At 65.3% G+C, this 24,675-nt stretch carries 22 protein-coding genes; 18 read left to right on the top strand and 4 right to left on the bottom strand.

Going from position 1 to position 24,675, the window contains the following annotated elements; translation table 11 throughout:
• The first annotated feature begins 31 nt into the window (after nt 1-31).
• Nucleotides 32-1,483, top strand: a complete 1,452-nt coding sequence (locus tag JKF87_RS04615) for an amidohydrolase (RefSeq protein ID WP_201097750.1) — start codon at nt 32-34, stop codon at nt 1,481-1,483.
• 72 nt (nt 1,484-1,555) lie between these two features.
• On the opposite strand, the gene JKF87_RS04610 is transcribed toward JKF87_RS04615, so the two are convergent.
• Complete coding sequence (locus JKF87_RS04610) at nt 1,556-3,589, bottom strand: TonB-dependent receptor (protein ID WP_201097747.1); 2,034 nt, start codon at nt 3,587-3,589, stop codon at nt 1,556-1,558.
• 302 nt (nt 3,590-3,891) lie between these two features.
• Between JKF87_RS04610 and JKF87_RS04605 the strand changes: the two genes are divergently transcribed.
• Nucleotides 3,892-4,617: a DOPA 4,5-dioxygenase family protein gene (locus JKF87_RS04605; RefSeq protein ID WP_201097745.1), complete on the top strand. Its 726-nt coding sequence runs from the start codon at nt 3,892-3,894 to the stop codon at nt 4,615-4,617.
• A 91-nt stretch (nt 4,618-4,708) separates the two neighbouring features.
• Here JKF87_RS04605 and JKF87_RS04600 read toward each other — a convergent pair whose 3' ends face one another.
• Complete coding sequence (locus JKF87_RS04600) at nt 4,709-6,022, bottom strand: dipeptidase (protein WP_201097743.1); 1,314 nt, start codon at nt 6,020-6,022, stop codon at nt 4,709-4,711.
• A 332-nt stretch (nt 6,023-6,354) separates the two neighbouring features.
• Here JKF87_RS04600 and JKF87_RS04595 point away from each other — a divergent pair, with 332 nt between their 5' ends.
• Both JKF87_RS04595 and JKF87_RS04590 read left to right on the top strand, forming a co-directional pair.
• Nucleotides 6,355-6,717, top strand: a complete 363-nt coding sequence (locus JKF87_RS04595) for a DUF3088 family protein (protein WP_201097741.1) — start codon at nt 6,355-6,357, stop codon at nt 6,715-6,717.
• Nucleotides 6,718-7,287: 570 nt separating this feature from the next.
• On the top strand, nt 7,288-8,508 hold the full coding sequence (locus tag JKF87_RS04590; RefSeq protein ID WP_201097739.1) for a dipeptidase: 1,221 nt from the start codon (nt 7,288-7,290) through the stop codon (nt 8,506-8,508).
• A gap of 51 nt (nt 8,509-8,559) precedes the next feature.
• Here the strand turns inward: JKF87_RS04590 and JKF87_RS04585 are convergent, their stop codons facing one another.
• Nucleotides 8,560-10,800 (bottom strand): acyl-CoA dehydrogenase, encoded by a 2,241-nt coding sequence (locus JKF87_RS04585; protein ID WP_201097737.1) that lies wholly within the window; start codon nt 10,798-10,800, stop codon nt 8,560-8,562.
• Between the two features lie 225 nt (nt 10,801-11,025).
• Between JKF87_RS04585 and JKF87_RS04580 the strand changes: the two genes are divergently transcribed.
• From JKF87_RS04580 to JKF87_RS04565, 4 genes are all read left to right on the top strand, one after another.
• Nucleotides 11,026-11,175, top strand: coding sequence for a hypothetical protein (locus tag JKF87_RS04580; RefSeq protein ID WP_201097735.1), 150 nt, complete (start codon nt 11,026-11,028; stop codon nt 11,173-11,175).
• Nucleotides 11,176-11,233: 58 nt separating this feature from the next.
• The gene (locus JKF87_RS04575; RefSeq protein ID WP_201097733.1) at nt 11,234-12,604 is read left to right on the top strand and encodes a class II 3-deoxy-7-phosphoheptulonate synthase; all 1,371 of its coding nucleotides are present in this window, start codon (nt 11,234-11,236) and stop codon (nt 12,602-12,604) included.
• Between the two features lie 151 nt (nt 12,605-12,755).
• Nucleotides 12,756-13,337, top strand: coding sequence for a prephenate dehydratase domain-containing protein (locus tag JKF87_RS04570; protein ID WP_201097731.1), 582 nt, complete (start codon nt 12,756-12,758; stop codon nt 13,335-13,337).
• Nucleotides 13,338-13,654: 317 nt separating this feature from the next.
• Entirely contained in the window at nt 13,655-14,377 is a 723-nt protein-coding gene (locus tag JKF87_RS04565) for a chorismate mutase (protein WP_244999672.1), read from the top strand.
• Nucleotides 14,378-14,435: 58 nt separating this feature from the next.
• On the opposite strand, the gene panC is transcribed toward JKF87_RS04565, so the two are convergent.
• A complete protein-coding gene (gene panC, locus JKF87_RS04560; RefSeq protein ID WP_201097727.1) occupies nt 14,436-15,302 on the bottom strand; it encodes a pantoate--beta-alanine ligase in 867 nt (288 codons plus the stop codon).
• Nucleotides 15,303-15,377: 75 nt separating this feature from the next.
• Between panC and JKF87_RS04555 the strand changes: the two genes are divergently transcribed.
• From JKF87_RS04555 to secF, 10 genes are all read left to right on the top strand, one after another.
• On the top strand, nt 15,378-16,034 hold the full coding sequence (locus JKF87_RS04555; protein ID WP_201097725.1) for an SPOR domain-containing protein: 657 nt from the start codon (nt 15,378-15,380) through the stop codon (nt 16,032-16,034).
• Between the two features lie 118 nt (nt 16,035-16,152).
• Entirely contained in the window at nt 16,153-16,989 is an 837-nt protein-coding gene (locus JKF87_RS04550) for a division plane positioning ATPase MipZ (RefSeq protein WP_201097723.1), read from the top strand.
• Between the two features lie 19 nt (nt 16,990-17,008).
• The gene (locus JKF87_RS04545; RefSeq protein ID WP_201097721.1) at nt 17,009-17,431 is read left to right on the top strand and encodes a J domain-containing protein; all 423 of its coding nucleotides are present in this window, start codon (nt 17,009-17,011) and stop codon (nt 17,429-17,431) included.
• Between the two features lie 107 nt (nt 17,432-17,538).
• Nucleotides 17,539-18,969 (top strand): serine--tRNA ligase, encoded by a 1,431-nt coding sequence (gene serS, locus JKF87_RS04540; RefSeq protein ID WP_201097719.1) that lies wholly within the window; start codon nt 17,539-17,541, stop codon nt 18,967-18,969.
• Nucleotides 18,969-19,763 (top strand): 5'/3'-nucleotidase SurE, encoded by a 795-nt coding sequence (gene surE, locus JKF87_RS04535; RefSeq protein ID WP_201097717.1) that lies wholly within the window; start codon nt 18,969-18,971, stop codon nt 19,761-19,763. The genes serS and surE overlap by 1 nt, the downstream gene beginning before the upstream one ends.
• Nucleotides 19,760-20,404, top strand: coding sequence for a protein-L-isoaspartate(D-aspartate) O-methyltransferase (locus JKF87_RS04530; RefSeq protein ID WP_201097715.1), 645 nt, complete (start codon nt 19,760-19,762; stop codon nt 20,402-20,404). Before surE ends, JKF87_RS04530 begins: the two co-directional genes overlap by 4 nt.
• A 109-nt stretch (nt 20,405-20,513) precedes the next feature.
• Nucleotides 20,514-21,590 carry a M23 family metallopeptidase gene (locus JKF87_RS04525; protein WP_307417436.1) on the top strand — a complete coding sequence of 359 codons (1,077 nt, stop codon included), beginning with the start codon at nt 20,514-20,516 and terminating at the stop codon, nt 21,588-21,590.
• A gap of 104 nt (nt 21,591-21,694) precedes the next feature.
• The gene (yajC, locus tag JKF87_RS04520; RefSeq protein WP_201097713.1) at nt 21,695-22,012 is read left to right on the top strand and encodes a preprotein translocase subunit YajC; all 318 of its coding nucleotides are present in this window, start codon (nt 21,695-21,697) and stop codon (nt 22,010-22,012) included.
• 35 nt (nt 22,013-22,047) lie between these two features.
• On the top strand, nt 22,048-23,640 hold the full coding sequence (gene secD / locus JKF87_RS04515; protein ID WP_201097711.1) for a protein translocase subunit SecD: 1,593 nt from the start codon (nt 22,048-22,050) through the stop codon (nt 23,638-23,640).
• Nucleotides 23,640-24,629, top strand: a complete 990-nt coding sequence (gene secF / locus JKF87_RS04510) for a protein translocase subunit SecF (protein ID WP_201097709.1) — start codon at nt 23,640-23,642, stop codon at nt 24,627-24,629. Before secD ends, secF begins: the two co-directional genes overlap by 1 nt.
• Nucleotides 24,630-24,675 lie beyond the last annotated feature (46 nt).

Genomic DNA, 24,675 nt, shown 5'->3' with positions numbered 1-24,675 from the left:
TCCCATCTGCCTGTGTTTTCTGGAGTTCTCGATGAAACCTGTTTCGATGCGCGCACTGGCGCTCGCCGCCGCTCTCGCCGGACTTGCCGCTCCGGCGGTCGCCGCCGAACTGACGCCTCAAGCCAAGACTCAGATCGTCGCCGCCGTTGATCGCAACCAACCCGCGCTCGACCACGCCGCGCTCGAAATCTGGCGTTTCGCCGAGTTGGGGTATCAGGAAGTCCAGAGCACGGCCTTGTTGCAAGGTCAGCTGCGCGAAGCGGGGTTCACCGTGACGCCCGGCATCGCAGGTGAGCCGACGGCCTTCCTGGCCAGCTTCAAGAACGGCGCCGGACCCGTCATCGCGGTTCTGGCCGAGTTCGACGCCCTGCCAGGCCTGTCCCAGACCCTGAGTCCGGTGCAGGAGTCGGCTGGCGCGGCGGGCGGTCATGGCTGCGGCCATAATCTGTTCGGCGCGGCCTCGGTCCAGTCGGCCATCGCCGTCAAGGAGTGGATGGTCGCCAACAACATCAAGGGCGAACTGCGCGTCTATGGCACGCCGGCGGAAGAGGGCGGCTCGGGCAAGGTCTATATGGTCCGCGACGGCCTGTTCAATGACGTGGACGTGTCGATCCACTGGCACCCGGGCAACGTCAACAGCGCCCGTCAGGGCGACACCATGGCCAATGTTTCGGGCAAGTTCCGCTTCTACGGCACGGCGGCCCACGCGGCGGCGGCGCCGGACAAGGGGCGGTCGGCGCTGGATGGCGTCGAGGCCATGAACAACATGGTCAACATGATCCGCGAGCATATTCCGGACCGCACCCGCATCCACTACGTCATCACCGACGGGGGCAAGGCGCCCAACGTCGTGCCAGCCTATGCCGAAAGCTATTATTACGTCCGTCACACCGATCCCAACATCGTTCGCGATGTGCTGGAGCGGGTGAAGGCGGCGGCTGAGGGCGCGGCCATGGGCACCGGCACGCGTGTCGAGTTCGAAGCCATCGGCGGCGTCTATTCCATGCTGCCAAACGAGGCCCTGATGCATGTGATGGACCGCAACCTGCGCAGCGTCGGCGGCATCACCTGGACGCCCGAAGAAATCGCTCTGGCGACGGAGATCCAGAAAAGCTTCCCGGTACGTCCGCCGCTGTCCAGCGTCGGCGAGATCGAGCCTGCTGTGATCGGCGGCGACTTCGGCGGTTCCACCGACGTGTCGGATGTCAGCTGGGTCACGCCGACGGTCGGCCTGTCGACAGCGACCTTCGTCCCGGGCTCGGCGGGTCACAGCTGGCAGAATGTCGTGGCTGCGGGCTCGTCCATCGGGCTGAAGGGCGCGCACTTGGCCGCCAAGACCCTGGCGCTGACGACGGCGGAACTGTTCCAGAGCCCTGATGTGATCGCCCAGGCCAAGGCTGAGTTCGAACAGCGTCGTGGCCCGAACTTCCAGTACCGCGCCCTGCTGGGCGAGCGTTCGCCTGCATTGAACTATCGCGACTAGCACCGGGGCCATCGTGAATTAGAAAGGGCGGCGTCGATTTCTCGACGCCGCCCTTTTTGTTTCGCCTGAGGGTCAGAACCGGTAGGCGACGCCGACACGCAGGTTGCGACCGGCCATCGGGGCGATGTCTTTCAGGAAGGACACGTGTTCGCGCGCCTCTTCGTTGGTCAGATTTCTGGCTTCGGCGAAGATCGTCACGTTGTGATCCGTCAGCGGACGCCAGGCGGCGGCCAGGTTCAGCAGCGTGTAGTCGTCGGTTGGCAGTTCGTAGGCGTTGGCGACCCTATCCTGTTCGCCGACATGGCGAACTTCAACGCTGGCGTCGAACGGCGTGGAAGTCCAGGCCAGACGTCCGGTGACGGAGTAGGGCGGGATGCGCGCCGCCGGACCCAGGTCCGTCTGGGCGTGGACGAAGTCCGCCGCGCCTTCCAGCGACAGCTTGCGGTCGCCGCTCTCCCACAGGGCATAGGCGCCTTCCAGTTCGAAGCCATAGAAGCGGGCGTCGGTCTGGACGAACTGGAAGATCGGGAATTCTTCGCCTTCGTAGAGGTAGTCCGCGCCGGTGGCGCGCTCGTCGATGAAGCCGTTGTACCAGGAATGATAGATGTGCAGGTCGCCGATGAAGCGTCCGCGGTCATAGTGGACGGTTCCCTCCAGCGTATTGACCTTCTCGCTGTTCAGATTGAGGTCGCCGGTCTCGTAGGCGGCGGTGGCGATGTGAACGCCGTCCGCGAACAGTTCAACCTCGCTGGGCGCGCGTTCGTTGTGGGCCAGGCTGAGGCCCAGGAACAGACCGGGGGCGGGGCGCAGGAAGCCGGCGACCGACGCGGACCAGTTGTTGAACTCGCGGTTCACCTGACTGACGCCGCCGATGGGTGTGGCGCTGAGTTCGCGGCGGTCGTAGCGCAGGCCGCCCTCGAAGCCGTAGTGGGCGCGGTCCAGGCGCTGAACCGTATAGACGCCTAGTTCGTCGATATCGACGGTGGGCACGAAGGCCTCTTCGCCGATGGCCTGGAAGTTGCGCGACAGGCCCTGAACGCCGACGGCGCCGTTCCATCCGTTGCGTTGGCGCTGGACCAGATCGGCGCGGCCTTCCCAGCCGTCCGAGTTGAAGATGGTGCCGGGTTCGCCGACGGACTCGAACTCGGTGTGGGTGTATTTGGCATGGCCGTAGGAGCCGCGCAGGGCCGAGAACGGGCCGTCGTCAAAACGGTATTCGCCGCGTACGTCGTAGCGCTCCTGGTTCAGTTTGATGAAGACGTTCTCTTCCGCGACCGTGCCGTATTCGCTGTCGGTGTCCTTGTAGGAGGCGCCGATATAGCCCTTGTCGGTGATGTAGGAGCCGCCGACGCCCCAGGCGGTCAGGTCGGTGTAGCTGTTGGGCTGGGTTCCGCCGGGACCGCGATCGATGCCGTCCGCCTCGGCCTTGCGGGCGGATATGGCGGGTGAGGGGATGTCGTAGTCGCTGGTCTGGCGCTTCACGCCATCCAGGTTGAAGGCGAAATGGCCGCTTCCGACAGTGACGCGGCCAAAGCCGCTGCGCCCGTCATCGACGCTGGAGACCTGGGTTGAAACGACGCCCGACAGGCCGCCTTCGGGGATCTTGGTCGGGATGCGGTCGTCGATCACGTTCACGACGCCGCCGATGGCGGAGCCGCCGTAAACCAGTGTCGCCGGTCCACGGATGATCTCGATCCGACTGGCTTCGGCCGGGTCGGTGGCGACGGCGTGGTCGGGCGAGACTGAGCTGGCGTCGATCAGGCCGATGCCGTTGGTCAGCACCTGAACGCGCGGGCCTGACAGGCCGCGAATGACAGGACGGCTGGCGCCCGGCGCGAAGTCTGTCGAACGGATGCCCGGGCGGTTGCTGACCAGATCGCCCAGCGAAACGGCGGGCGAAGTCGAGAGCGCCTGCTGGTCGATGACGTCAGTGGCGATGGTGGTCGCGCGCTGGCTGATGCCGTAGGGCGCGCCGGTGACGATCACGTCGTCGACAGTCGCTGTCTGGGGCGGCGGCGTTGCGGTCTGTGCGGTGGCGGCGCCCGATAGCAGGGCGGATGCGGCGACGCCGAGAAGAAGTGCGCGCGAGGGGGAGGTCATACGCATGAGGAGGAGGACTTTCACCAGAAGGTGTGTCAGTTATGAGATAACATCACATATCGTCAAGCGTCCCCGACACGCCAGCGAAGCTTTTCTTATTTCATGTGTCGATCAAGCCAGGCGGCTGACAGTTTTCCTAAAGTCAGGTCAGAAGTTCTGCATTGCAGCATGGCGCCCAGCGCCTACTTAGGAACCCTTGTTTTCTCGGGGGCTCATATGCGTATGAGCAATGAACGGACGCTTGTTAAGGCTGAAGTTTTAACGGTATCGCACCGCCCTGACAGCGGCCGCTAAGCCAGAAGAAGCTCATGTCAAAATCATCCGATACTCGCAGATCCGCCGAGGCAGAAACTGATCAGGACTGGGCGGATCTGCTGTCGCCTGGTCGGCGTAATCTGCTGGTCGGCTCCGGTTTGGCCGTGGCCGCCGGTCTGGTCGCTTCTGCCGGCGGCGCTCAAGCGCAGGCGCAGGCCCAGGGGCGTGCACCGCGAAGCGGCGCTGCGGCTGCGCCGTCGACGCCTCGCAACGCCACGGGCCGCAGCCCCTGGGGGTATGAGACCTACAAGGAACCGGCCGCTCAGCCCGTCAGCGTTCGTCCCGGTGAGCAGACGCTGCCGTCGCTGCCGCGCGCCTATACGGACATCAAGAGCTATCACGCCCACATCTATTTCGACGAAGACACCTACGAAAAGGCGGCGCTGCTGCGGAAGTGGGCGACCGAGCGTTTCCCCGTCGAACTGGGCAACTGGAACCTGGAGCCGCGCGGCCCGCACGTGACGCCGTCGTTCTACTTCGGTTTCAGCAATGAACTATTGCCGACGCTGGTGCCGTGGCTGCAGCTGAACAGCCTGGGCCTGACGATCCTGCTGCATCCCAACACCAGTGATCCGCGCGCCGACCATCTGTACTATGCGCTGTGGGTCAACCGCGCGCAGCCGGTGAACGCCTACAGCATGGCCTCGCATGTCAGTGATGACCGGATCGAGGTCATCTTCCCCAATGTGACGCCGTCGGTGCCGCTGGAGACGACCTGATCCACAAATAGAAAAGCGCCGCTGCATCACTGCAGCGGCGCCGGAATGTTCAGAGCCGGGGCGTCGGATGCGACGCCCCGGCTTTTCCGTTCTAGCGACGGGGTGCGGGCTTCACGGATGCGGCATAGTCCTCGGCCTGTTTCAACAGACGCAAGGCGTTGCCGGACCAGATGGCGGCGAGGTCGGTTTCTGAATAGCCCTCGGCCAGCAGGCGCTCGGTGATGCGGGGCAGGGCGGCGACGTCGTTCATGCCGGTCACGCCGCCGCCGCCGTCCCAGTCGGCGCCGATGCCGACATGGCGCGGCCCCGCGACCGCCAGAATGTGCAGCAGGTGCAGGATGTAGTCCTCAAAGTCCGCCTGGGTCGCCGGATGGACGCGATTCAGTGCGCGCAGGCGTTCGACATAGGCTGTGCTCTGCGCGGGAGTGCGATCTGCTGGCGCGCCGAACTCGGTGCGCAGGGCGGCCAGAGCGGCGGCGCGCTCCGGCGTGTCCGGCAGGGCCTTCAGATAGGCGCCCAGCGCATTGACCTGGATCACGCCGCCTGACGCCGCCAGCCTCCGCAGACGTTCGTCGTTGATATTGCGGGCATGGTCATAGATGTCGCGCGCGCCCGAGTGGGACAGGATGATCGGCGTTGGCGAATAGGCGATCAGTTGGTCGAACACTTCGTCCGAGGCGTGGGAGGCGTCGATCACCATGCCCAGCTGATTGGCTTGAGCCACCATGCGGCGGCCTGCGGGGCTGAGGCCATGCCAGCGCGGACCGGCAGGATCGGTGGCGGAATCCGCCAGCTCATTGTTGGCGAAGTGAACCAGACTGATCATGCGCAGACCCTGATCATAGAAGGCCTGAACCTGATCGGGACGGCCCGTCAGGGGGTAGGCGTTCTTCATCGAGATGAAGACGACCCGCTTGCCTGCCGCAGCGATCGGAGCAGCGTCCGACGCCTTCAGCGCCAGGCCGAATTTGTCTGGATGGTCGGTCGCCAGGGCGCGAATGGCGCGGATGCGTTCCTGGGCCACGGCCAAGGAGGCGGCGGTGGCTTCTGGCGTCAGCGGGCCTTGCGATGAATAGACGGCCCACCAGCCGCCATCCAGGCCGCCCTCGACCATGCGCGGATAGTCGACCTGCGACCCATCCTCGACGCTGTGGCGATCCAGAATGCTCCAGCCCGGCTTGACCAGGTTCATCGGCGTATCGAGGTGGGTGTCCAGCACCAGCAGGCGTTCATGCAGCGCATGAACCTCGGCGGACACAGGCGTCGCCGTCGCCTGGGCCGATGCGGTTCCGCCTGCCGCCAAAATAAGACCGCCCAGGGCGGCCCCGATAAGGGCGGCCTTCCGAGAGGTTCGGGCAGGCGCATGCAAGGCGTGGCGAAGTGACGGAGATTTGGATCGGATCATCGGAAACTCGTTTTAAGCGAGACCTGCGCCGTGCGGTGCGGGCCGGGACAGAAGGCGGCTGGCATGATCGCCATCTTGATGATGGCGCAAAATCCTAGTCGTCATTGAGCAGATTATCGATGGGGAAGCGTAGCCTTAAACGACGCGTGGACCAATCGATCAGGGGCTAAGGCTGTGTTGCCGTTAAAGTTGTCGTGGCGTCGATCTCACAGACGTGGCGTTCGACGGAAGTGTCCAGCGCGCAGCGTTGGTGGGGCAAATGAGATCGCTGCACGGGCGGTATAGATTTTCTGAGGTTGAGCGATGCGCCCGCCTTGGGGAGAGATGCAGTCATGACAGACGCCATCCCCCAGCGCGCCGATCTCTTTCTTCTCACGCCCGGGTTCGAGGACCCGGCTTTTCCGGGTGCGGTCTATTTCGACCGCTACTCTGCATTGCTGGAGGGGGTGCTGCACTCCTATCCGCATCTGGAGGAGCGCATCCGGGTGCATCGGATTGCATTTGAACGTCCGCGTGCTGCGGTGGCGGCCATAGCCGGCGAACAGCATCAGACCCTGCCGCGGCTGGTGCTGCCCGTGGGCGTCGCAACGGAACAGCCGGGGCCGACCTATGCCGACAGGCGTTCGGTGGCGGGCGCGGGTGCGATCATCGCCTGCCTGGTGGAGTTGTATGGGATTGCGCCGCCCCATCCGTGACGGGGCGGCGCTGAAATCAGGCTGATTGTTCTGAAATCAAGCTGTGGCCTGACTAGACTGCCGTTGTTGGCCAGTGGTCCTGGGGACGTGAATCGTCCAACCGCCGCGGGCCGCACAGGACACCGGAACCCGAATGCGGTCGCACGGCTGCTGGCTTGTCGAACGGTCGGAGGTGGCGGTGTTCTGGATGCGCATAAGGGGCTCCCAATGGCTGTGGCGCACCCATATCAAGAGCGGGTTCAGGCCTTTGGGCAATGGAGATCGTTTTGATAGGGCGTCAGCAAAACTAAAATCATCAGGGTGCGGGTCGGGCAGTCTTTCTGTGTGCCGTAGCAGGGTTTCTATCATGGCTTGGTAAGCTTGAATGTGTATCAAGAGTTGTGTTCGTCTTTTGACGTTCATTCTCGCAACTGGGCCGCGCTCACTATCCCCGGGCGCGGTCTTTTTGCTTTTGCGACCGGGCGTAAGCGCAGCAGAAAGCCTAAAGGTCCCCTGCATCCTTCTGGCGCGCCAAGCGAGCGGCCTCACGCCTAACCTTCAAATCGAACCTGGTTTTTGGAGGAGGCTGTAATGGCGATCACACGGGCGATATCATTGGTGACAGCAGTCAGTGCTCTGGCGTTGCTTGGCGGCGCGTCGGCCTGGGCGCAGGCGCAGAATGCCGAGGCGGTGCACAGGGCGGCGCTGGTGCTGGATGGGCACGCCGACGTGCTGCTGCCCAGCACGCCCGAGCGATACTATCTGCCCAATCACGGATCACGTGTGGATTTGGATCATCTGACGCGCGGCGGGGTGGACGCGGTGGTGTTGTCGGTCGCGGTGGGTCCGGGACCGCGCGATGCGGCAGGCCAGCGCGCGGCGAGGGCCGAGGCTGATGAGAAGCTGGCCAAGATCAAGGCGTTTGCAGCCGACAATCCGCAGCGCGTCGGCATCGCCCTGAGCGCGAACGACGTCACGCGTCTGGTGGGGCAGGGCAAGGTCGCCGTGATCATCGGTTTCCAGAACGCTCGGTCGATCGGTGACGATCTGAGCCAGATCGACGCCTTCTATCGCGAGGGCGTGCGGGTGTTCGCCTTCAATCACGCGGGTCACAACGCCTTCTCGGACTCGTCTCGGCCTGTCGATCAGCCGGTGGCGGAGCATCACGGCCTGTCGCCCGTGGGTCGAGCAGCGGTCGCCAAGCTGAATGACCTGGGCGTCCTGATCGACGTCTCGCAGCTTTCCAGCGAAGCCCTGGCTCAGACCCTGGCCCTGACGCGGGCGCCGGTCGCGGCGACCCATTCGAATGTGCGGGCCTTGATCGACAGCACCCGCAACCTGTCTGACGCCGAACTGGACGCCATCAAGGCGAATGGCGGCATTGTGCAGCTGACGCCGTTCAACTCGTACCTGACGCAGGTGGATGGCCGCACCCGCCCGGCCATCAGCGCCTTGCGGGTTCAGTATGGTCTGTCGCCGGAGTTTTCTGCGCCGAACGACGGTTATGGCGGACTGGGCGACCGTCAACAGGCCTTCCTTGATGCGCTGAACCCGCTGTTGCCGCGCGCGACCGTCAGCGATTATGTCGACCAACTGGACTATGTCGCCAAGCGGATCGGCTGGAATCATGTCGGTGTCGGCACCGACTTCAATCACGGCGCCGGGATCATTGGCTTCGACAGTGAGGCCGAGGCGCCGAACGTGACGCGTGAACTGCTGCGTCGCGGCTATACGCAGGAGCAGATCAACGCGATCTGGAGCGGAAACTTCCTGCGCGTGCTGCGCGCGGCGGAGGCGGCGCGGCGCGCCTGATGCAGAATGGCGGGGCGCACGGCAGACTGCCTATGCGCCCCTGCCTTCGGCCTATTCGGCGGCTGCGGCCAGGCCCGGCGAGCGGCGGACCCGCGCGAGTTCGTCCGGCGCAAAGTCGTCGACAGCGATAATCTCAGCGACGGCTTCATCGGCGGCCTGAAGCTGTTCGATCTCACTCTTCGACAACAGGCCCTGATCCAGCGCATCGCGCCAGTCGCGAATGCGCTGGCGTTTCAGGCGGTCGTGGATCGGTTGAGTCTGGACCACCATTTCAAATGCGTGCTCCAGGCGGCCGACGGCCTGTTCGCCGATATAGACGTTCTCGGTCAGACGATCCCGCGTTGCGGACGGCTCCATCAGCAGGGCGGCGCAGGCGCGCACGGTCGCGTCGCGCGGACTCGAGCGGATGACCCCGAACGGCAGCACGAACACCTTCAGCAGCCAGGCGGCAGGACGGCTGGGGAAGTTGTCAAGGATCTCCTTCAGCCGACGCTCGATGGTCAGGAAGCCGTCCTGCATCACATAGTCCACAAGGGGCAGGTCGGCGGTCTGGCGTCCTTCGTCCTCCCAGCGCTTTAGCGCGGCGCTCATCATGTAGAGCTCGGACAGGATGTCGCCGAACCGGGCGGACAGCATCTCCTTGCGCTTCAGTTCGCCGCCCATGGTCAGCATCGCCATGTCTGACGCCAGGGCGAAGGCGGCGGCGTAGCGGCCCATGCGGCGATAGTAGCGACGCGCCGGTCCCGACTGGGGCGCGGCGCCGAAGCGACCGTCCGTCCAGGCGCTGGTGAAGGCGCGGCGGGCGGTGCGCAGGCTGTGGACGACGTGGGTCCAGAAGACGGCGTCGAACTGGGCGAGGCCGCGCTCCATGTCCTGATCGGCCAGCGCCTCCATTTCCTTCAAGATGTAGGGATGAGCCCGAATGGCGCCCTGACCGAACACGATCAGGCTGCGGGTCAGGATATTGGCGCCCTCAACCGTGATCCCCACCGGGACGGACCGATAGAAATTGCCCAGATAGTTGCTGGGGCCGTCAATCACCGCCTTGCCGGCGTGGACGTCCATCGCGTCATTGGCGGCGGTGCGCATCCGCTCGGTCGCGCCCTGTTTCATGATGGCGGACACCACGGACGGATGATGGCCAAGGGCCAGGCCGGAACAGGTGAAACGGCGCGCGGCGTCCAGCAGATAGGCGTTGGCGGCGATGCGGGCCAGGCGTTCCTGCACGCCCTCGAATTGACCGATGGGGATGCGAAACTGCTGTCGGACGCGGGAATAGGCGCCGGTGGTGCGGGCGGCCAGGGCTGCGCCTGCCGCAGACAGGGAGGGCAGGGAGATGCCGCGCCCGGCGGCCAACGCGGCGTTCAGCATCATCCAGCCCTGGCCGATCCGTTCCGGGCCGCCCAGAATGGCGTCCAGCGGCAGGAATACATCCTGTCCCTCGTTCGGCCCGTTGATGAAGGCCTGCATCGACGGCAGGTGGCGGCGCCCGATGGTGACGCCAGGCGTGTCCGTCGGGATCAGGGCGACAGTGATGCCCAGGTCTTCCTCGCCGCCTAACAGGCCATCGGGGTCGCGCATCTTGAAGGCTAGGCCAAGGACGGTGCTGATGGGCCCCAGGGTGATGTAGCGCTTCTTCCAGTTCAGCCGCATGCCGAGAACCTTGCGGCCGTCATATTCGCCTTCGCAGATGACGCCTTCGTCGGTCATCGACGCGGCGTCTGACCCGGCCTCAGGACTGGTCAGGCCGAAGGCGGGAATGTCGCGGCCGTCGGCGAGACGCGGCAGCCAGCGTTCGCGCTGTTCCTCCGTGCCGAACTTCATCAGCAGCTCGCCAGGGCCGAGCGAGTTGGGAACCATCACCGTCACCGCAGCCGCGACCGACCGCGTGGAAATCTTACGCACCACCTCCGAATGGGCGTAGGCGGAAAACTCAAGTCCGCCATAGGCCTTGGGGATGATCATCCCCAGGAACTTCTCGCGCTTGATGAAGTCCCAGGTTTCCGGCGACAGATCCATGTCCTCCCAGGTGATCTTCCAGTCATCCAGCATGGCGCACAGCTGTTCGGTCGGGCCGTCCAGGAACGCCTGCTCCTCTGCGGTCAGGGTGGCGGGGGGAATGGCCAGAAAGGCGTCCCAGTCCGGCGCGCCGGTGAACAGCTCGGCATCCCACCAGACATCCCCCGCCTGAATGGCCTCGGCCTCTGTCGCCGACATCTCAGGCAGGACGGTTTTGGCCCAGGCGTACAGGGGGCGGCTGAGATATTCGCGTCGGATGGATGTGGCGGACATGTTCGGCTCCATTTCGATGGAGAGACAACGAGTCCGGCGACGGGAAGGTTCAGGCGTCAGGCCTGCGACCTATCGCGTAGAGGGCGATGCGCGCCGTCCGCCGGGCTTTTCACGCCGATGTTGAGAAATATCGATGCGTACAGTCGCGTGGTGCGGCGAATCCATCCGTTGTGTACGGATGTTCCTGTCGCCATCTTGCGATCAGACCAACGAATGGAGACGCCGATGGCCCGTAAGCCGAACTACAGTTTTGAGCGCCAGGAACGTGAGCGGGCGGCGGCGAAGAAGGCGGCGGAGAAGGCGGCCCTGAAAGCCGAGCGAAAAGCCGAGGCGGCGGGCGAAAAATCACCGCCAGAGGACCAGTCGGCGGATTAAAGCAATATCTGTCCCTGTTTCCGTTGTTTGATGCGCTGCGAAGCCTTATTCTTGCGCGATGACACGCTGGACCCCCGAAAGTTGGAGAACGAAGACCGCCCTGCACATGCCGGCGGACTATCCGGATCCTAAAGCGCTCGCAGTCGTCGAGGACGAGCTGCGCGCCCTGCCGCCCCTCGTTTTCGCAGGCGAAGCCCGCCACCTGACGTCCAAGCTGGCGCAGGTTGAGCGGGGCGAGGCCTTCCTGCTGCAGGGCGGCGACTGCGCCGAGAGCTTCAAGGAGTTCTCGACCGACAATATCCGCGACACCTTCCGTCTGATCCTTCAGATGGCGGTGGTGCTGACTTTCGCCGGCCGCAAGCCGGTGGTGAAGGTCGGCCGCATCGCCGGTCAGTTCGCCAAGCCGCGCTCGTCGCCGCTGGAGGAGATCGGCGGGGTGGAGCTGCCCAGCTATCGCGGCGACATCATCAACGGCATGGGCTTCACGCCGGAAGAGCGGATGCCTGATCCGCAACGCCTGATCCGCGCCTACAACCAGTCGGCCTCGACGCTGAACCTGCTGCGCGCCTTTGCGGGCGGCGGCTATGCGGACCTGTACAACATCCACCGCTGGACCTTGGGTTTCGCGGGCGATAACGCCGCGGGCGCCCAGTACCGCGAACTGGCCGACAAGATCACCGAGGCCCTGGCCTTCATGGAAGCTGTCGGCGTCACGCCTGAAACCCACCCGGATCTGAGCCGGGTCGAGGTCTTCACCAGCCACGAAGCCCTGCTGCTGAACGTCGAAAGCGCGCTAACGCGTCTGGACGGTGGTTCTGGCGAATGGTTCGACACCTCGGCGCACATGCTGTGGATCGGCGAACGCACCCGTCAGCTGGACGGCGCCCATGTCGAGTTCATGAAGGGGATCAAGAACCCCATCGGCGTGAAGTGCGGACCGACGATGACGGCAGACGATCTGCTGCCGCTGATCGATGCGCTGAACCCGGACAATATCTCGGGGCGTCTGACGCTGATCGGCCGCTTCGGCCACGACAAGGTCGGCGAGCGTCTGCCCAAGCTGATGCGCGAAGTGAAGGCCTCGGGCCGCAAGGTCATCTGGTCCATCGACCCGATGCACGGCAATACGCTGAAGGCGGGCAACGGCTACAAGACCCGTCCGTTCGACCGCATCCTGGGCGAAGTGCGCACCTTCATCGACGTGGCTGAGGCCGAGGGTGTTCACCCAGGCGGCGTCCACCTGGAGATGACGGGCCAGAACGTCACCGAATGCATCGGCGGCGCCCAGGCAGTGACCGAGGACGACCTGTCCAACCGCTATCACACGCACTGCGACCCGCGCCTGAACGCCGATCAGGCGTTGGAGCTGGCCTTCCTGGTGGCGGAACGCCTGAAATCTGGCCGTGTGAACCAGTCGGCTGCGGCCTGACGAACGGAAGAAAACCGCCTGACTTCGGTCAGGCGGTCATCCCGCTCCGCTTGTCGCGACCGAGCGGGCGCCGCAAAGGCAATCTGTTGTGGACGCGATGCGGCCACAACGTCGGTCCTTTGTAAGGACTGGCGCGCATCCAGGACCGATCATGACCGATACGCCTTCACCTGCTGATGAACCCGCCTACGCCCGCGTGGCGTTTCAGGGCGCGCTGGGCGCCTTCAGTCATGAAGCCTGCCTTGCGTTGCGCCCCTGGGATGAACCTGTGCCCCATGCGACCTTTGCGGAAGCTTTGGCGGCCCTGACGTCGGGCGATTGCGATATGGCCCTGATCCCGGTCGAAAACTCCAGCATCGGGGCGGTTGAGCCAGCGGCGACGCTGGTGCGGGAATCTGGACTGGCCGTGCTGGCGGATGTCTGGCGGCCCATCCGTCATGCCCTGATGTCGGTGGAAGGCGCGCGGCTGGCCGATATCCGATCGGTCGAAAGCCACCCCATCGCCCTGGCCCAGTGCGCCGCCACGCTGAAGGGCATGCACCTGAAGATCATTGAGCATTTCGACACGGCCGGCGCCGCGCGAGATGTCGCCGAAGCAGGCGACGCCACGCGGGCGGCGATTGCGCCTGTCGGCGCGGCTGAGGTGTATGGTCTGTCGATCCTGCGCAACGATTTGCAAGATTCGAGCGATAATCGGACGCGTTTCCTGCTTTTGGGCGTGTCGCAGGGTTGACTGCGCATAGTCTTTGCGTCCTTTAAGGCCGCTCGGATCGCAAACGATCCTGAATAACCGGACCCGGACCCATGTCCCGCCAGCGCGCTCTTTCTGTTTCTTCCGACCGTATGCGCGCGGTTGCCGGCTATTATTTTGGCTACGGCTTTTACGGCTTTCGATACGCCGGCTGAGGCGTCGGGCTTACTTCGCTCCTGACAGTCTCACCGGCGACCGTTCTGGATCAGAGCGGCTGTTCGCCCCTGCACATCGAAATTCCCCCATGCTGAAAGCCCAATCCAATGCTGAATTCCAACGTCCAACAAGTGTGGCCTGACGTGGCCGATCTGACCCCCGAGCAACAGGCTCTGGCCGCCCTGCGCGCCGAGATCGACAGCATCGACGACCAGATCCTGAACCTGTTCGAACAGCGTCTGGCCGTCGCCGCCACTGTCGGTCGCGCCAAGGACGCTCCTACCGGCCCGCACACCAAGCTGAGGCCTGACCGCGAGCAGACCGTGCTGGCGAGGATGCTGTCCAAATGCCAGCCCGAGAACGCCGAGGCCGTCGAGCATCTGTGGCGTGAGATCGTCGGCTGGGGTCTGGCCCGCCAAGGCCGTCTGCAGGTCCAGGTCTGGGCGCCGATAGAGCCGACCCGCGCCTATGACGGCGCCCGCCTGCGTTTCGGCGCCGCCGCCGATATTCGCATGGTCCGCGATCCGCAGAAGGCGCTGGCCTTCGCGGCGGAGGGGCATGGCATTGCTGTTCTGGCCATCAACACCGAAGACGCCTGGTGGATGGGCCTGCGTCGCGAATGGTCGATGCTGAGCGTATTCGACGGTTACGGCGGCGAGACGCCGACGTCTCTGGCGGTGGGCAAGATTGATCCTCCGGCCCTGCCGACCGGCCGCCGCGTTGTGGTCACCGCTGGCGGGGACGCAGGCGACGGCGGCGGCGCACGTCGCTGGGGCCTGAACACGCACCACGGCTGGACCATCGCCCTGACCGACGCAGAACTGGCGCCGGGCGATGCGGAAGGCTGCGTCGGCGCAATCGGCTAAGCCGCGCCTTTGAACTGGAAAAGGGCCGCATCCGGCGACGGGTGCGGCCCTTCGGCTGTCAGGCGCCGACGGCCATATTGTCGATCAACCGCGTCTTGCCCAGCCAGGCGGCGGCCAGGATGCGGGCCGGGGCGTCGACGATGTCGTCCCTGAACGGCGTCAGGTCTTCGGCGTGGCGGATGGTGGCGTAGTCGACGCGGTCGAACCCTGCCTTCAGCAAGGCGGAATAGGCCTCACGCTCGACGCCAGGCAGGGGGCGGCCCGATGCGGCCTCATCCGCCGCCTTGCGCAGGATCAGGTTCAGACTGCGCGCCGTGGCCAGTTCCTTTCCGCTGAGATAGGCGTTGCGCGAGGATAGGGCGAGGCCATGTTCATCCCGCTCGGTCGGGCTGCCGATGATCTCGACGGGCAGGTCCAGGTCACGCACGAAGCGGCGGATGACCATCAGCTGCTGGAAGTCCTTCTCGCCGAACACGGCGACGTCCGGCTGGGCCTGATTGAACAGTTTGGTGACCACCAGAGCCACGCCGCCGAACATCTGGGGGCGGGCGTCGCCTTCCAGGCCCAGCGCCGGGCCAGAGACGGCGATGCTGGTGGCGAAACCTTGCGGATACATCTCCTCCACCGTGGGGGCGAACATCAGGTCGCAGCCCGCGCCGGCCAGCAGGCGGGCGTCTTCTTCCTGTTGGCGCGGATAGCGGCCCAGATCCTCGTGCGCAGCGAACTGGGTCGGATTGACGAAGTTGGAGGCAAGAACCCTGTCTGCGCGGCGCGCCGCTTCGCGCACCAGGGTCAGGTGGCCTTCATGCAGGGCGCCCATGGTGGGGACCATGCCGACCCTAAGCCCCTGTCGTTTCCAGTCGCCGACGATCTGACGCAACTCGGCGACGGAGCGGGCGACGGGCAGGGACGTGGCGTCAGTCATGGTGAAGCGATTAACCTTCAAGTTTAAGCCTGTTCATGCACCAGACTTCAAAGTCTGGAGACTAGGGTCGTGCTTATGACGCCCGCACAAGCGACACGTCCAGTTCTGATCGCCCTGGCCATGACCTGGGGGGCGATGCTTGCCGGTTGCGGCGTAGTTGAAAACCCGCAGCGCTTTCACGCCATGGCCGAACAGGTGGCGGCGATTGACGTGTCACGGGGCGGCAAGGCCGCGCCGCACAGCAACTCAGCCGCAGAAGCGGGGCTGCGGCCCGCCCGGTTCTCGCCGCTTCAGGTGTCGCTGATGGACCCGCATGAAATGTGGGATGCGCGCGACGCCCAGTCCGACGGACTGCGCAGTGGTTTCAGCCCGTCGCAGCGCGTGATCACAGCACCAGCCGAGCCCCTTGTCGAACAGGCTGAAATCGTCCGCGCGGTGATCCGCGAGCCGGTCCGGCCCCTAGAGGAGCCCGTGCTTCGCCCTGCTGTTGCAAAGGTTGAAGGCCGCACCATCCAACTGGGCGCCTATTCCAGCGAGGCTGGCGCGCGCGAGGCGTGGGCGCGGCTGAGGACCAGGGATGAACTGGCGACCCTTTCGCCTGTGTTTGAAGGGGTTGAGGTCAACGGGCGCAGCCTGACACGGCTGAAGGTTGGGCCGATCCCGGCGGAAACGGCTGTGGCTGTCTGTCACGCGGCGCAAGTCGCCGACGCCTGGTGCGCGCGTCAGGGCTGACATCGTCCACAGGCTGGCGTTAAGGTTCCGTTGACGTTTGCCGCCAGGAAGCCGAATCTCCGCCCATTGAGGGTCGCGCCGAATTTGAGTCGCGTCGACCGGCACAGAGGATTTCCTCATGACGCAGCCACATGTGATCGTTCTGGGCAACGAAAAGGGCGGGGCGGGCAAGTCCACCCTGGCCATTCACATTGTGACGGGCCTGCTGCACGCGGGCCGGACGGTCGCCATCATCGACCTGGACCTGCGCCAGCGGTCCATGCAGCGCTTCTTCACCAATCGGCTCAGCTGGGTGGAGGCCAACGGTCATACGCTGCCGCAGCCGATGATCCCGGACATGGGCGATGGCAAGGCGCTGGCCAAGGCGTCGGTTGATGAGCAGATCATCGCCTTCGAGCGGGCGTTTGACGAGGCGGTGGCCCAGGGCGTCGAGTGCATACTGATCGACACGCCCGGCGGCGACACGGCTGTGTCCAGCGCCGCGCACGCGCGGGCTGACCAGATCGTCACGCCGATGAACGACAGCTTCGTCGATTTCGACCTGCTGGGCGAGGTGGATCCGGTGTCGCTGGAGCTGTTGAAGCCGTCGATCTATTCCGAGAGCGTCTGGGAGGCGCGCAAGGTCCGCGCCATCAGCCAGGGCCGCAACGCCACCATCGACTGGCTGGTCGTCACCAACCGTCTGGCCGTGGCCGAGGCGCGCAACCGCAAACGTCTGGAAGAACGCATGAACAAGCTGGCCAAGCGGGTCGGCTTCCGCGTCGGGCCGGGCCTGCGCGACCGGGTCATCTATCGCGAACTGTTCCCCTTCGGCCTGACGGTGGCGGACCTGTCCAACGACATCCGCCCTGTGGCGGTCTCCCTGGCCCACGTCGCCGCGCGCCAGGAGCTTCGCAACCTGATGAAGGCCATGGGGCTGGAGCAGGCGATGCAGCCGCTGGACGTCGCCGCCTGAAAGGCGGACTGAACCGTTCATGGGATTGATCTGGGTCGCCCTGGCGGGGATTGCCGTCTGGGCGCTGGTGCGGCTGGGCCGACAGACTGAGAAGCCGCGTCGCGGGCACTGGCGCGTGACAGCGACCCTGCTGGGCGCGGTGATGGTGGCTGGCGCGGTGCTGGCGGCGTCTCATGGCGCATGGCTGACGGCGGCGGGACTGGCGGGCGCGGGCCTCTATGTCATCTGGTCATCGCGGATGCGGCCGGTCGTGCGGTCTGAGCCGATCAGCGAGGCGGACGCACGGTCCGTGCTAGGCGTCGGGCGCAACGCCACAGAGGCGGAAATCCGCACCGCCTGGAAACGCGCCATGGCGCGCGCGCACCCCGATCAGGGCGGCACCGAGGGGCTGGCCATGCGGGTCAACGCCGCGCGGGACCGGCTGCTGGGCAAGACCCGCTGACCCTGATCGCCTTGCGTCAGAAGGATTTGGCTTCTGTCGCGCGTTGCCCGACTCTGCCCATCCGGGTAGAGCGTTCGGCTTCTCCCGCCTGACCAAGGTTTAGAGCCATGCATGACATCAGAGCCATTCGCGAAAACCCCCAGGTTTACGTGGCGGGCTGGTCGTCGCGCGGCGTTGACGAAGCCGATGGTCTGGTCGCCGATATTCTGCGTCTGGATGCCGAACTGCGTCTGGCCCAGACGACGGGCCAGGACGCCCTGTCCAAGCGCAACGCCGCCTCCAAGCTGATCGGCGCCGCCATGGGCAAGAAGGACATGGCTGAGGCCGACCGTCTGAAAGCCGAGGTCGAGAGCCTGAAGGGCGACATCGCCGCCGCTACCGAGGTCGAGAACCGCGTCGGCAAGGAACTGCGTGACCTGCTGGCGGGTCTGAAGAGCCTGGCCGCCGACGATGTGCCGGAAGGCGAGGACGAGGCCCAGAACGTCGAGGTGTCCCGCTGGGGCGCGCCGCGCGAGGGCGGTCCTGCCAAGGATCACGCCGATCTGGGCGAAGCGCTGGGCCTGCTGGACTTTGAAGCAGCGGCTAAGATGTCCGGCGCGCGGTTCGCGGTGCTGAAGGGCCAACTGGCGCGTCTGGAACGGGCTGTGGGCCAGTTCATGCTGGACCTGCAGACGGACAAGCACGGCTATCTGGAAGTGAACCCGCCGCTGTTGGTGCGCGACGAGGCGATGTTCGGTACAGGACAGTTGCCGAAGTTTCGAGAAGATTTGTTCTTTGCTTCGTCTGTGATGCCGTGGGGCGAGGATTGGGAGAGCACTGGGCGCCAAGCTGCTGGTATCATGTTGAAACCGGACAGGCGTCTTAATTGGGATCAGAGTGCAGACCTAGTGACAGTGGCAGGTGATGACACCGAAGTTGTTGATTCTGCGCGCTACCTCATCCCCACCGCCGAAGTCTCTCTGACCAACCTCGTCCGCGAACAAATCCTGCCCGAGGACGAACTGGCGACGCCGATCCGCATGACGGCGCTGACGCCCTGTTTCCGGGCCGAGGCCGGTTCGGCGGGGCGGGATACTCGCGGTCTGATCCGCCAGCACCAGTTCACCAAGGTCGAGATGGTGTCGATCACCCGCCCGGAGGACTCTGAGGCCGAACACGAGCGGATGGTCGGCTGCGCCGAGGCTGTGCTGCAGGCGCTGGAGCTGCCGTATCGCAAGATGCTGCTGTGCAAGGGCGACATGGGCTTTTCGGCCAGGAAGACCTACGACCTGGAGGTCTGGCTGCCTAGCCAGAACACCTATCGCGAGATCAGCAGCTGCTCGAACTGCGGCGACTTCCAGGCCCGGCGCATGGAGGCCCGCTTCAAGCGCGCAGGCGAGAAGAAAACCGAGTTCGTCCACACGTTGAACGGTTCCGGTCTGGCGGTCGGCCGCACGCTGGTGGCGATCATGGAGAACTATCAGCAGGAGGACGGAAGCATCGCGGTGCCTGCCGTGCTGCAACCCTATATGGGCGGCCTGAAGGTGGTCGGCGCCTAATGCGTATTCTGCTTACCAATGACGACGGCATCGAAGCCGAGGGTCTGGCCTGTCTGGAGCGGATCGCCCGCACCCTGAGCGACGATGTCTGGGTGTGCGCGCCTGCTGTCGAACAGTCGGCCAAGGGACGGGGCATCACCCTGACCGAGCCGCTGCGGGTGCATCATCTGGGGGAAAAGCGGTTCGCGGTGACGGGCACGCCGACCGACTGCGTCGTTCTGGCGGTCAACGACCTGATGCCGGAGCGGCCCGATCTGGTGCTGTCGGGCGTCAATCGCGGCCACAACATCGGCGAGGACGTCAGCTATTCCGGCACGGTGGCGGGCGCGTTGCAGGGCATGGCCTTCGGCATCCGCTCCATCGCCCTGAGCCAGAGCCTTGAGCGGTTCCATGACGAAGTGGTGGCCCACTGGGAGACGGCGGAAGCCTTCGCCCCCGCAGTCATCGCCCGCCTTCTGGATCAGAAATGGTCGCCGGGCGTGGTCATGAACCTGAACTTCCCCAACTGCCGCCCCGAACAGGTCGAACAGGTCGAGGTGACGAAACAGGGGTTCCGCGATGTCGGCGAAATGCACGCCGTGCGCCGCACCGACCTGCGCGGCCGCGACTATTACTGGATGAGCTTCCGCGGCGAGAAGCAGGAGCATCCCGAGGGCACCGACCTGCGCGCCATCGACGAGGGCCGGATCTCGGTCACGCCCCTGCATATCGACCTGACGCACATGCAGAGCGTCAATGATCTGAAAAAGGTGCTGGGCGGCGCCCCGCCCAAGAAGACGGACCGGGCCGCTTGAACCTGCACGACGACCGCGCCGGACGACTGATCCTGTCGCTGCGCCAGCAGGGGGTCACGGACCCGCGCGTGCTGGCGGCGATGGAGAGCATCGACCGCGCGGTCTTCGTGCACGAGAAGTTCCTGGATCAGGCGTGGGAGGATCAGGCCCTGCCGATCGACTGCGCCCAGACGATCAGCCAGCCCTATATCGTCGGCCTGATGACCCAGGCGCTGGACGTCCAGCCGCGCCACCGCGTGCTGGAGATCGGCACCGGCAGCGGGTACCAGTGCGCGGTGCTGTCGCGGCTGGCGCGCTATGTCTATTCGGTGGAACGCTATCGCAGCCTGCTGGTCGAGGCTGAAAGCCGCCTGCGGACGCTGGATATCGACAATGTCATCACCAAGCACGGCGACGGCGGTCTGGGCTGGATCGAGCAGGCGCCGTTCGACCGGATCATGGTGACGGCGGCCTCGCCTGCGGAACCGACGGAACTGCTGAAACAGTTGAAGCCCAACGGGGTTCTGGTCGCGCCGGTCGGCCGCACCTCGGTGCAGATGCTGCATCGCTATGTGGGGCAGGGCGACGGTTCGTTCCGCCGCGAAAGCCTGACGGAAGTGCGGTTTGTGCCGCTGGTCGAGGGCACGGCCAAGGAAATCTGAAGGGCCTGTTAACCTTCACGCCCCAATTCTGCGCGCATTGAAGGGTTGGATTCAAGGGCTTGAGCGGGCAAACCGCAGGGGCCGGTCTTAACCATGTGAGGAGTTGCGGGTGGCGATACAATCGGCCTTGATGAAAGCGGCGTTGATCGCAGGGGCGTCGCTGACGGCGGTGGCCTGTACGAGCTACCCGTCCGAGCCGCGCTATTCGACCCATCCGACACAAGGGGCAGGGCAGGCGGGGCCGTACCCGCAGGGCGGTTATCCCAATACGCCGCCGACCCAGCCGTATCAGACCGCGCCCTACGAATCACCGCCGCCAGCAACGGCGCCGGTCGGGTCTGTGGAAGGCGGGGCCTTGCCGCCGCCCGTGGTCGTGCAGCCGCCCGTCCAGCAGCCCTACACCCCGCCGCGTGACGAATATTCGCCGCCGCCGCCGACACGCACGCCCACGCATGTCTCGCCAGGCGCTGCCTATGTGATCCAGGCGGGCGACACGATTTCCGGCGTCGGTCGTCGTTTCCAGACGCCCGTGCAGACCTTGATCGACCTGAACGGCCTGGGTCCGCGCGGCGCCATTACGACCGGGCAGCGAATCATCCTGCCGGACGCAGCCGTCGACACGGGCCACGATCCCTATGCGACCGGCCCGTCCCCGGTCGGCGTTCTGGTGCCGAACAATGGCGTCGCCCCGCCGCCGCCGCCGCCGCGCTCAGGCAATGCAGCCCTGCCGGCGCAGACCCGGCCTACGGCCCCCGTTCCGCCCGTGGCGTCCGCCGCCCCGCCGACATCGACCGCCGCGATCGCCCTGCAATGGCCTGTGCGCGGCGAAGTGCTGCGCCGGTTCGGGCCGGTCGGCATGGGTGAACGCAACAACGGCATCAATATCGGCGCCGCTGCAGGCGCAGCCGTGGCCGCCTCTGCGGCTGGGCGCGTGGCGTATGTCGGTGACGATCTGGTGGGGCAGGGCTTGACGGTCCTGATCGTCCACAATGGCGGATGGCGCACGGTTTACGGCCATCTGGGCTCTGCGACGGTCAAGGACGGCGACGATGTCCGCGCCGGTCAGCAGATCGGGACTGTGGGCCTGACCGCTGGCGACGGCCGTCCGTCGATCCATTTCGAGACCCGACAGATGCGCGGCGACGACCCCGTGGCGGTTGATCCGTTGACGGTATTGCCGCGCTGACGCCGCGCCACATTGCATTCGTCGAGGCGCGGCCCTAGGTTCCGCGCCTCGTTTTTAATGGGGGGCGCCGACGAGGGCAGCCTTCCTCGTGTTCGGAGACTACCATGGGCGCTCAAGCTGACGGCGGCATCATGGCCGTGATCGTGCAGTTCCTGCCGATCGTCGCCATCTTCATCCTGTTCTATTTCCTGCTGATCCGCCCGCAGCAAAAGCGCGCCAAGGAGCATCAGGCCGCCATCAGCGCTGTGAAGCGTGGCGACACCGTCGTCCTGGGCAGCGGCATGATCGGCAAGGTGACCCGCGTCGAAGAGGCCGAGGTCAATGTCGAGATCGCGCCCAGCGTCAACGTCCGCGTCGTCAAGGCGATGATCGCCGAGGTCCGCAACCGCACCGCCATCGCCGCCAACGATTCCAAGGCCTGATACCCTTCCGGTATCGCTGAACCGAGACCGCCCGCATGATTCAGCTATCGCGCTGGAAGATCATCCTCGTTGTCGCTTCGGCGATCATCGGCTGCTTCCTGGCCTATCCCAATCTGCTGACGCCAGCGCAGCGTGAGGCCTTGCCTGGGTGGCTGCCCAAGCATGGGCTTAACCTGGGCCTGGACCTTCAGGGCGGCTCCTACCTGCTGCTTGAAGTCGACGTGCCGCAGATGCGCGAGAAGCGGGTCACGAACCTGATCGAAGACGTGCGCGTCACCCTGAACGGCGATGGCATCGCCACCAGCGGCCTGCAGCGTGAAGCGGGCGGCGTCGTGGTGACGCTGGCCAACCCGTCCCAGACGGATGCGGCGTTCAAGGCGCTGCAGCAACTGGGCGGACAGGTCGGACCGGGCGGTCAGGCCGAGCGCGTGGCGTCGCGCCTGGGCGATGGTCGTCTGCGTTTCGCCTATACCGAAGCGGCGATGAACGGTATGGGACCGGCGGCGGTTGACCAGTCGATCACCGTGGTTCGCCGACGCATCGACAGTCTGGGTACGCGCGAACCTTCGATCACCCGCCAGGGCGCGGACCGCATCGTGGTCCAGGCGCCGGGCGAGAGCGATCCGACCAAGCTTGAGGAAGTTATCGGCCAGACGGCGCAGCTGACCTTCCAGATGGTCGATACCGAAAACTCGGTGAACGACGCTGTCGCAGGCCGCGTCCCGCCGGATTCCGAACTGCTGCAAGACCAGCAGGGCGTGCCCTATCTGGTGAAGAAGCGCGTTCTGGTTTCGGGTGAGAACCTGACCCGCGCAGGCGTCGGCTCGGACCAGAGCGGTCGTCCCGCCATCGACTTCCGCTTTGACGGCGCCGGCGCACGCCGGTTCGGCGAAGCGACCGCCGCCAACCTGGGCAAGCCCTTCGCCATCATTCTGGACGGCAAGGTGATTTCGGCGCCTACGATTCAGAGCGCGATCACCAGCGGTTCGGGCCAGATCACCGGCAACTTCTCCATTCAGGAAGCCTCGACCCTGGTGAACCTGCTGAACGGCGGCGCCCTTCCTGCGCCCCTGAAGGTTGAAGAACGCCGCGTCGTCACCGCCGAACTGGGCGCCGACGCCGTGGCCGCAGGCGCCCTGTCGACCGCTCTCGGCTTTGTCGTGATCGTGGTCTTCATGATCCTGGCCTACGGCTTCCTGTTCGGCGGCATCTCGGTCATCGGCCTGGCGCTGAATGGTCTGCTGATCGTGGCGGCCATGTCGCTGACCCAGGCGACGCTGACCCTGCCGGGCATCGCCGGTCTGATCCTGACCTTCGCCGTCGCCGTGGACGCCAACGTGCTGATTTACGAGCGGATGCGTGACGAGGCCCGACAGGGACGTTCGGTGATCGCCTCCATGGACGCCGGCTTCAACCGCGCCATGGGCACGATTGTCGACGCCAACCTGACCACGCTGGTCGCGGCAGGCATCATGTTCCTGTTCGGTGAGGGCCCGGTGCGCGGCTTCGCCTGGACCCTGACCATCGGCGTCTTCACCTCCGTCTTCTCGGCGGTGCTGACGGCCCAAGTCCTGCTCGGCTATTGGCTCAAGGTGGCCAAGCCCAAGAAACTGCCGATCGCGGAGTGATGTCGATGAACGGTTGGCCCATCATCAAACTGCTGCCGCACAAGACGAACTTCCAGTTCGTCAAATACGCCAAGGGATTCGCCATAATGTCGGCGATCCTGACTGTGGCGGCGATCGTCGGCTGCTTCTATCCCGGTCTGAACCTGGGCATCGACTTCCGGGGCGGCGCCTCCATGGAGGTGTCCAAGCCTGCGGGGCAGGTTCTGGAGCTTGATCGTCTGCGCGGGGCTGTGAACGGCCTGAGCATGGGCGACGTCCAGGTTCAGGGCATCGCGCGACGCGACACCAACGCCAATGACGGTTCGACCGCCATTGTCCGCTTCCAGGTCCCGGCCAACGCCGACCAGACGGAAGTTGTCCAGAAGGTCGAACACGCCATCGACCAGGCGGTGGGGCAGGTGACCTATTCTGGCGTCAGCGTCGTGGGTTCGAAAGTGTCCGGCGAACTGCTGACCAACGGCGTTCTGGCCCTGGTCATCGCCGTGGTGCTGATGTTCCTCTACATCGCCTTCCGCTTCCCCTGGCAGTTCGGGATCGGCGCCGTTGCGGGTCTGTTGCATGACGTGGCGCTCACCTTTGGTCTGATCGTCCTGCTGCGGATGGAGTTCAGCCTGAACCTGGTCGCGGCGCTGCTGACCGTCATCGGCTATTCGATGAACGACACCGTCGTGGTGTTCGACCGCCTGCGCGAGAACCTGCGCAAGTACAAGGTCATGCCGCTGCGTGAAGTGATCGACCTGTCGATCAACGAAACGTTGTCGCGAACGATCATCACCGGCGTCACCACGGTTATCGTCTTGATCGTTCTGGCCGTCTTCGGCGGCGAGGCCCTGCGCGGCTTTTCGATCACCCTGGCCTTCGGCGTCGTCATCGGCACCTTCTCGTCGATCTATGTAGGCGCGCCGATCATCCTGCTGTGGGGCGTGAAGCGTGGCGGGGCGTCGGATGACGCCAAGCCCGTCAAGCTGGGTATGGCCAGCCGTCCCTGATCCTGGGCTTCAGGCAAAAAGAAACGGCGGCTCGAAAGAGCCGCCG

It is taken from the genome of Brevundimonas nasdae (assembly GCF_016654005.1).
GTDB classification, from domain to species: Bacteria; Pseudomonadota; Alphaproteobacteria; order Caulobacterales; family Caulobacteraceae; genus Brevundimonas; species Brevundimonas nasdae.
Note: the sequence above shows the minus strand (reverse complement) of the source record. Positions and strands in the feature narration are given on the sequence as shown.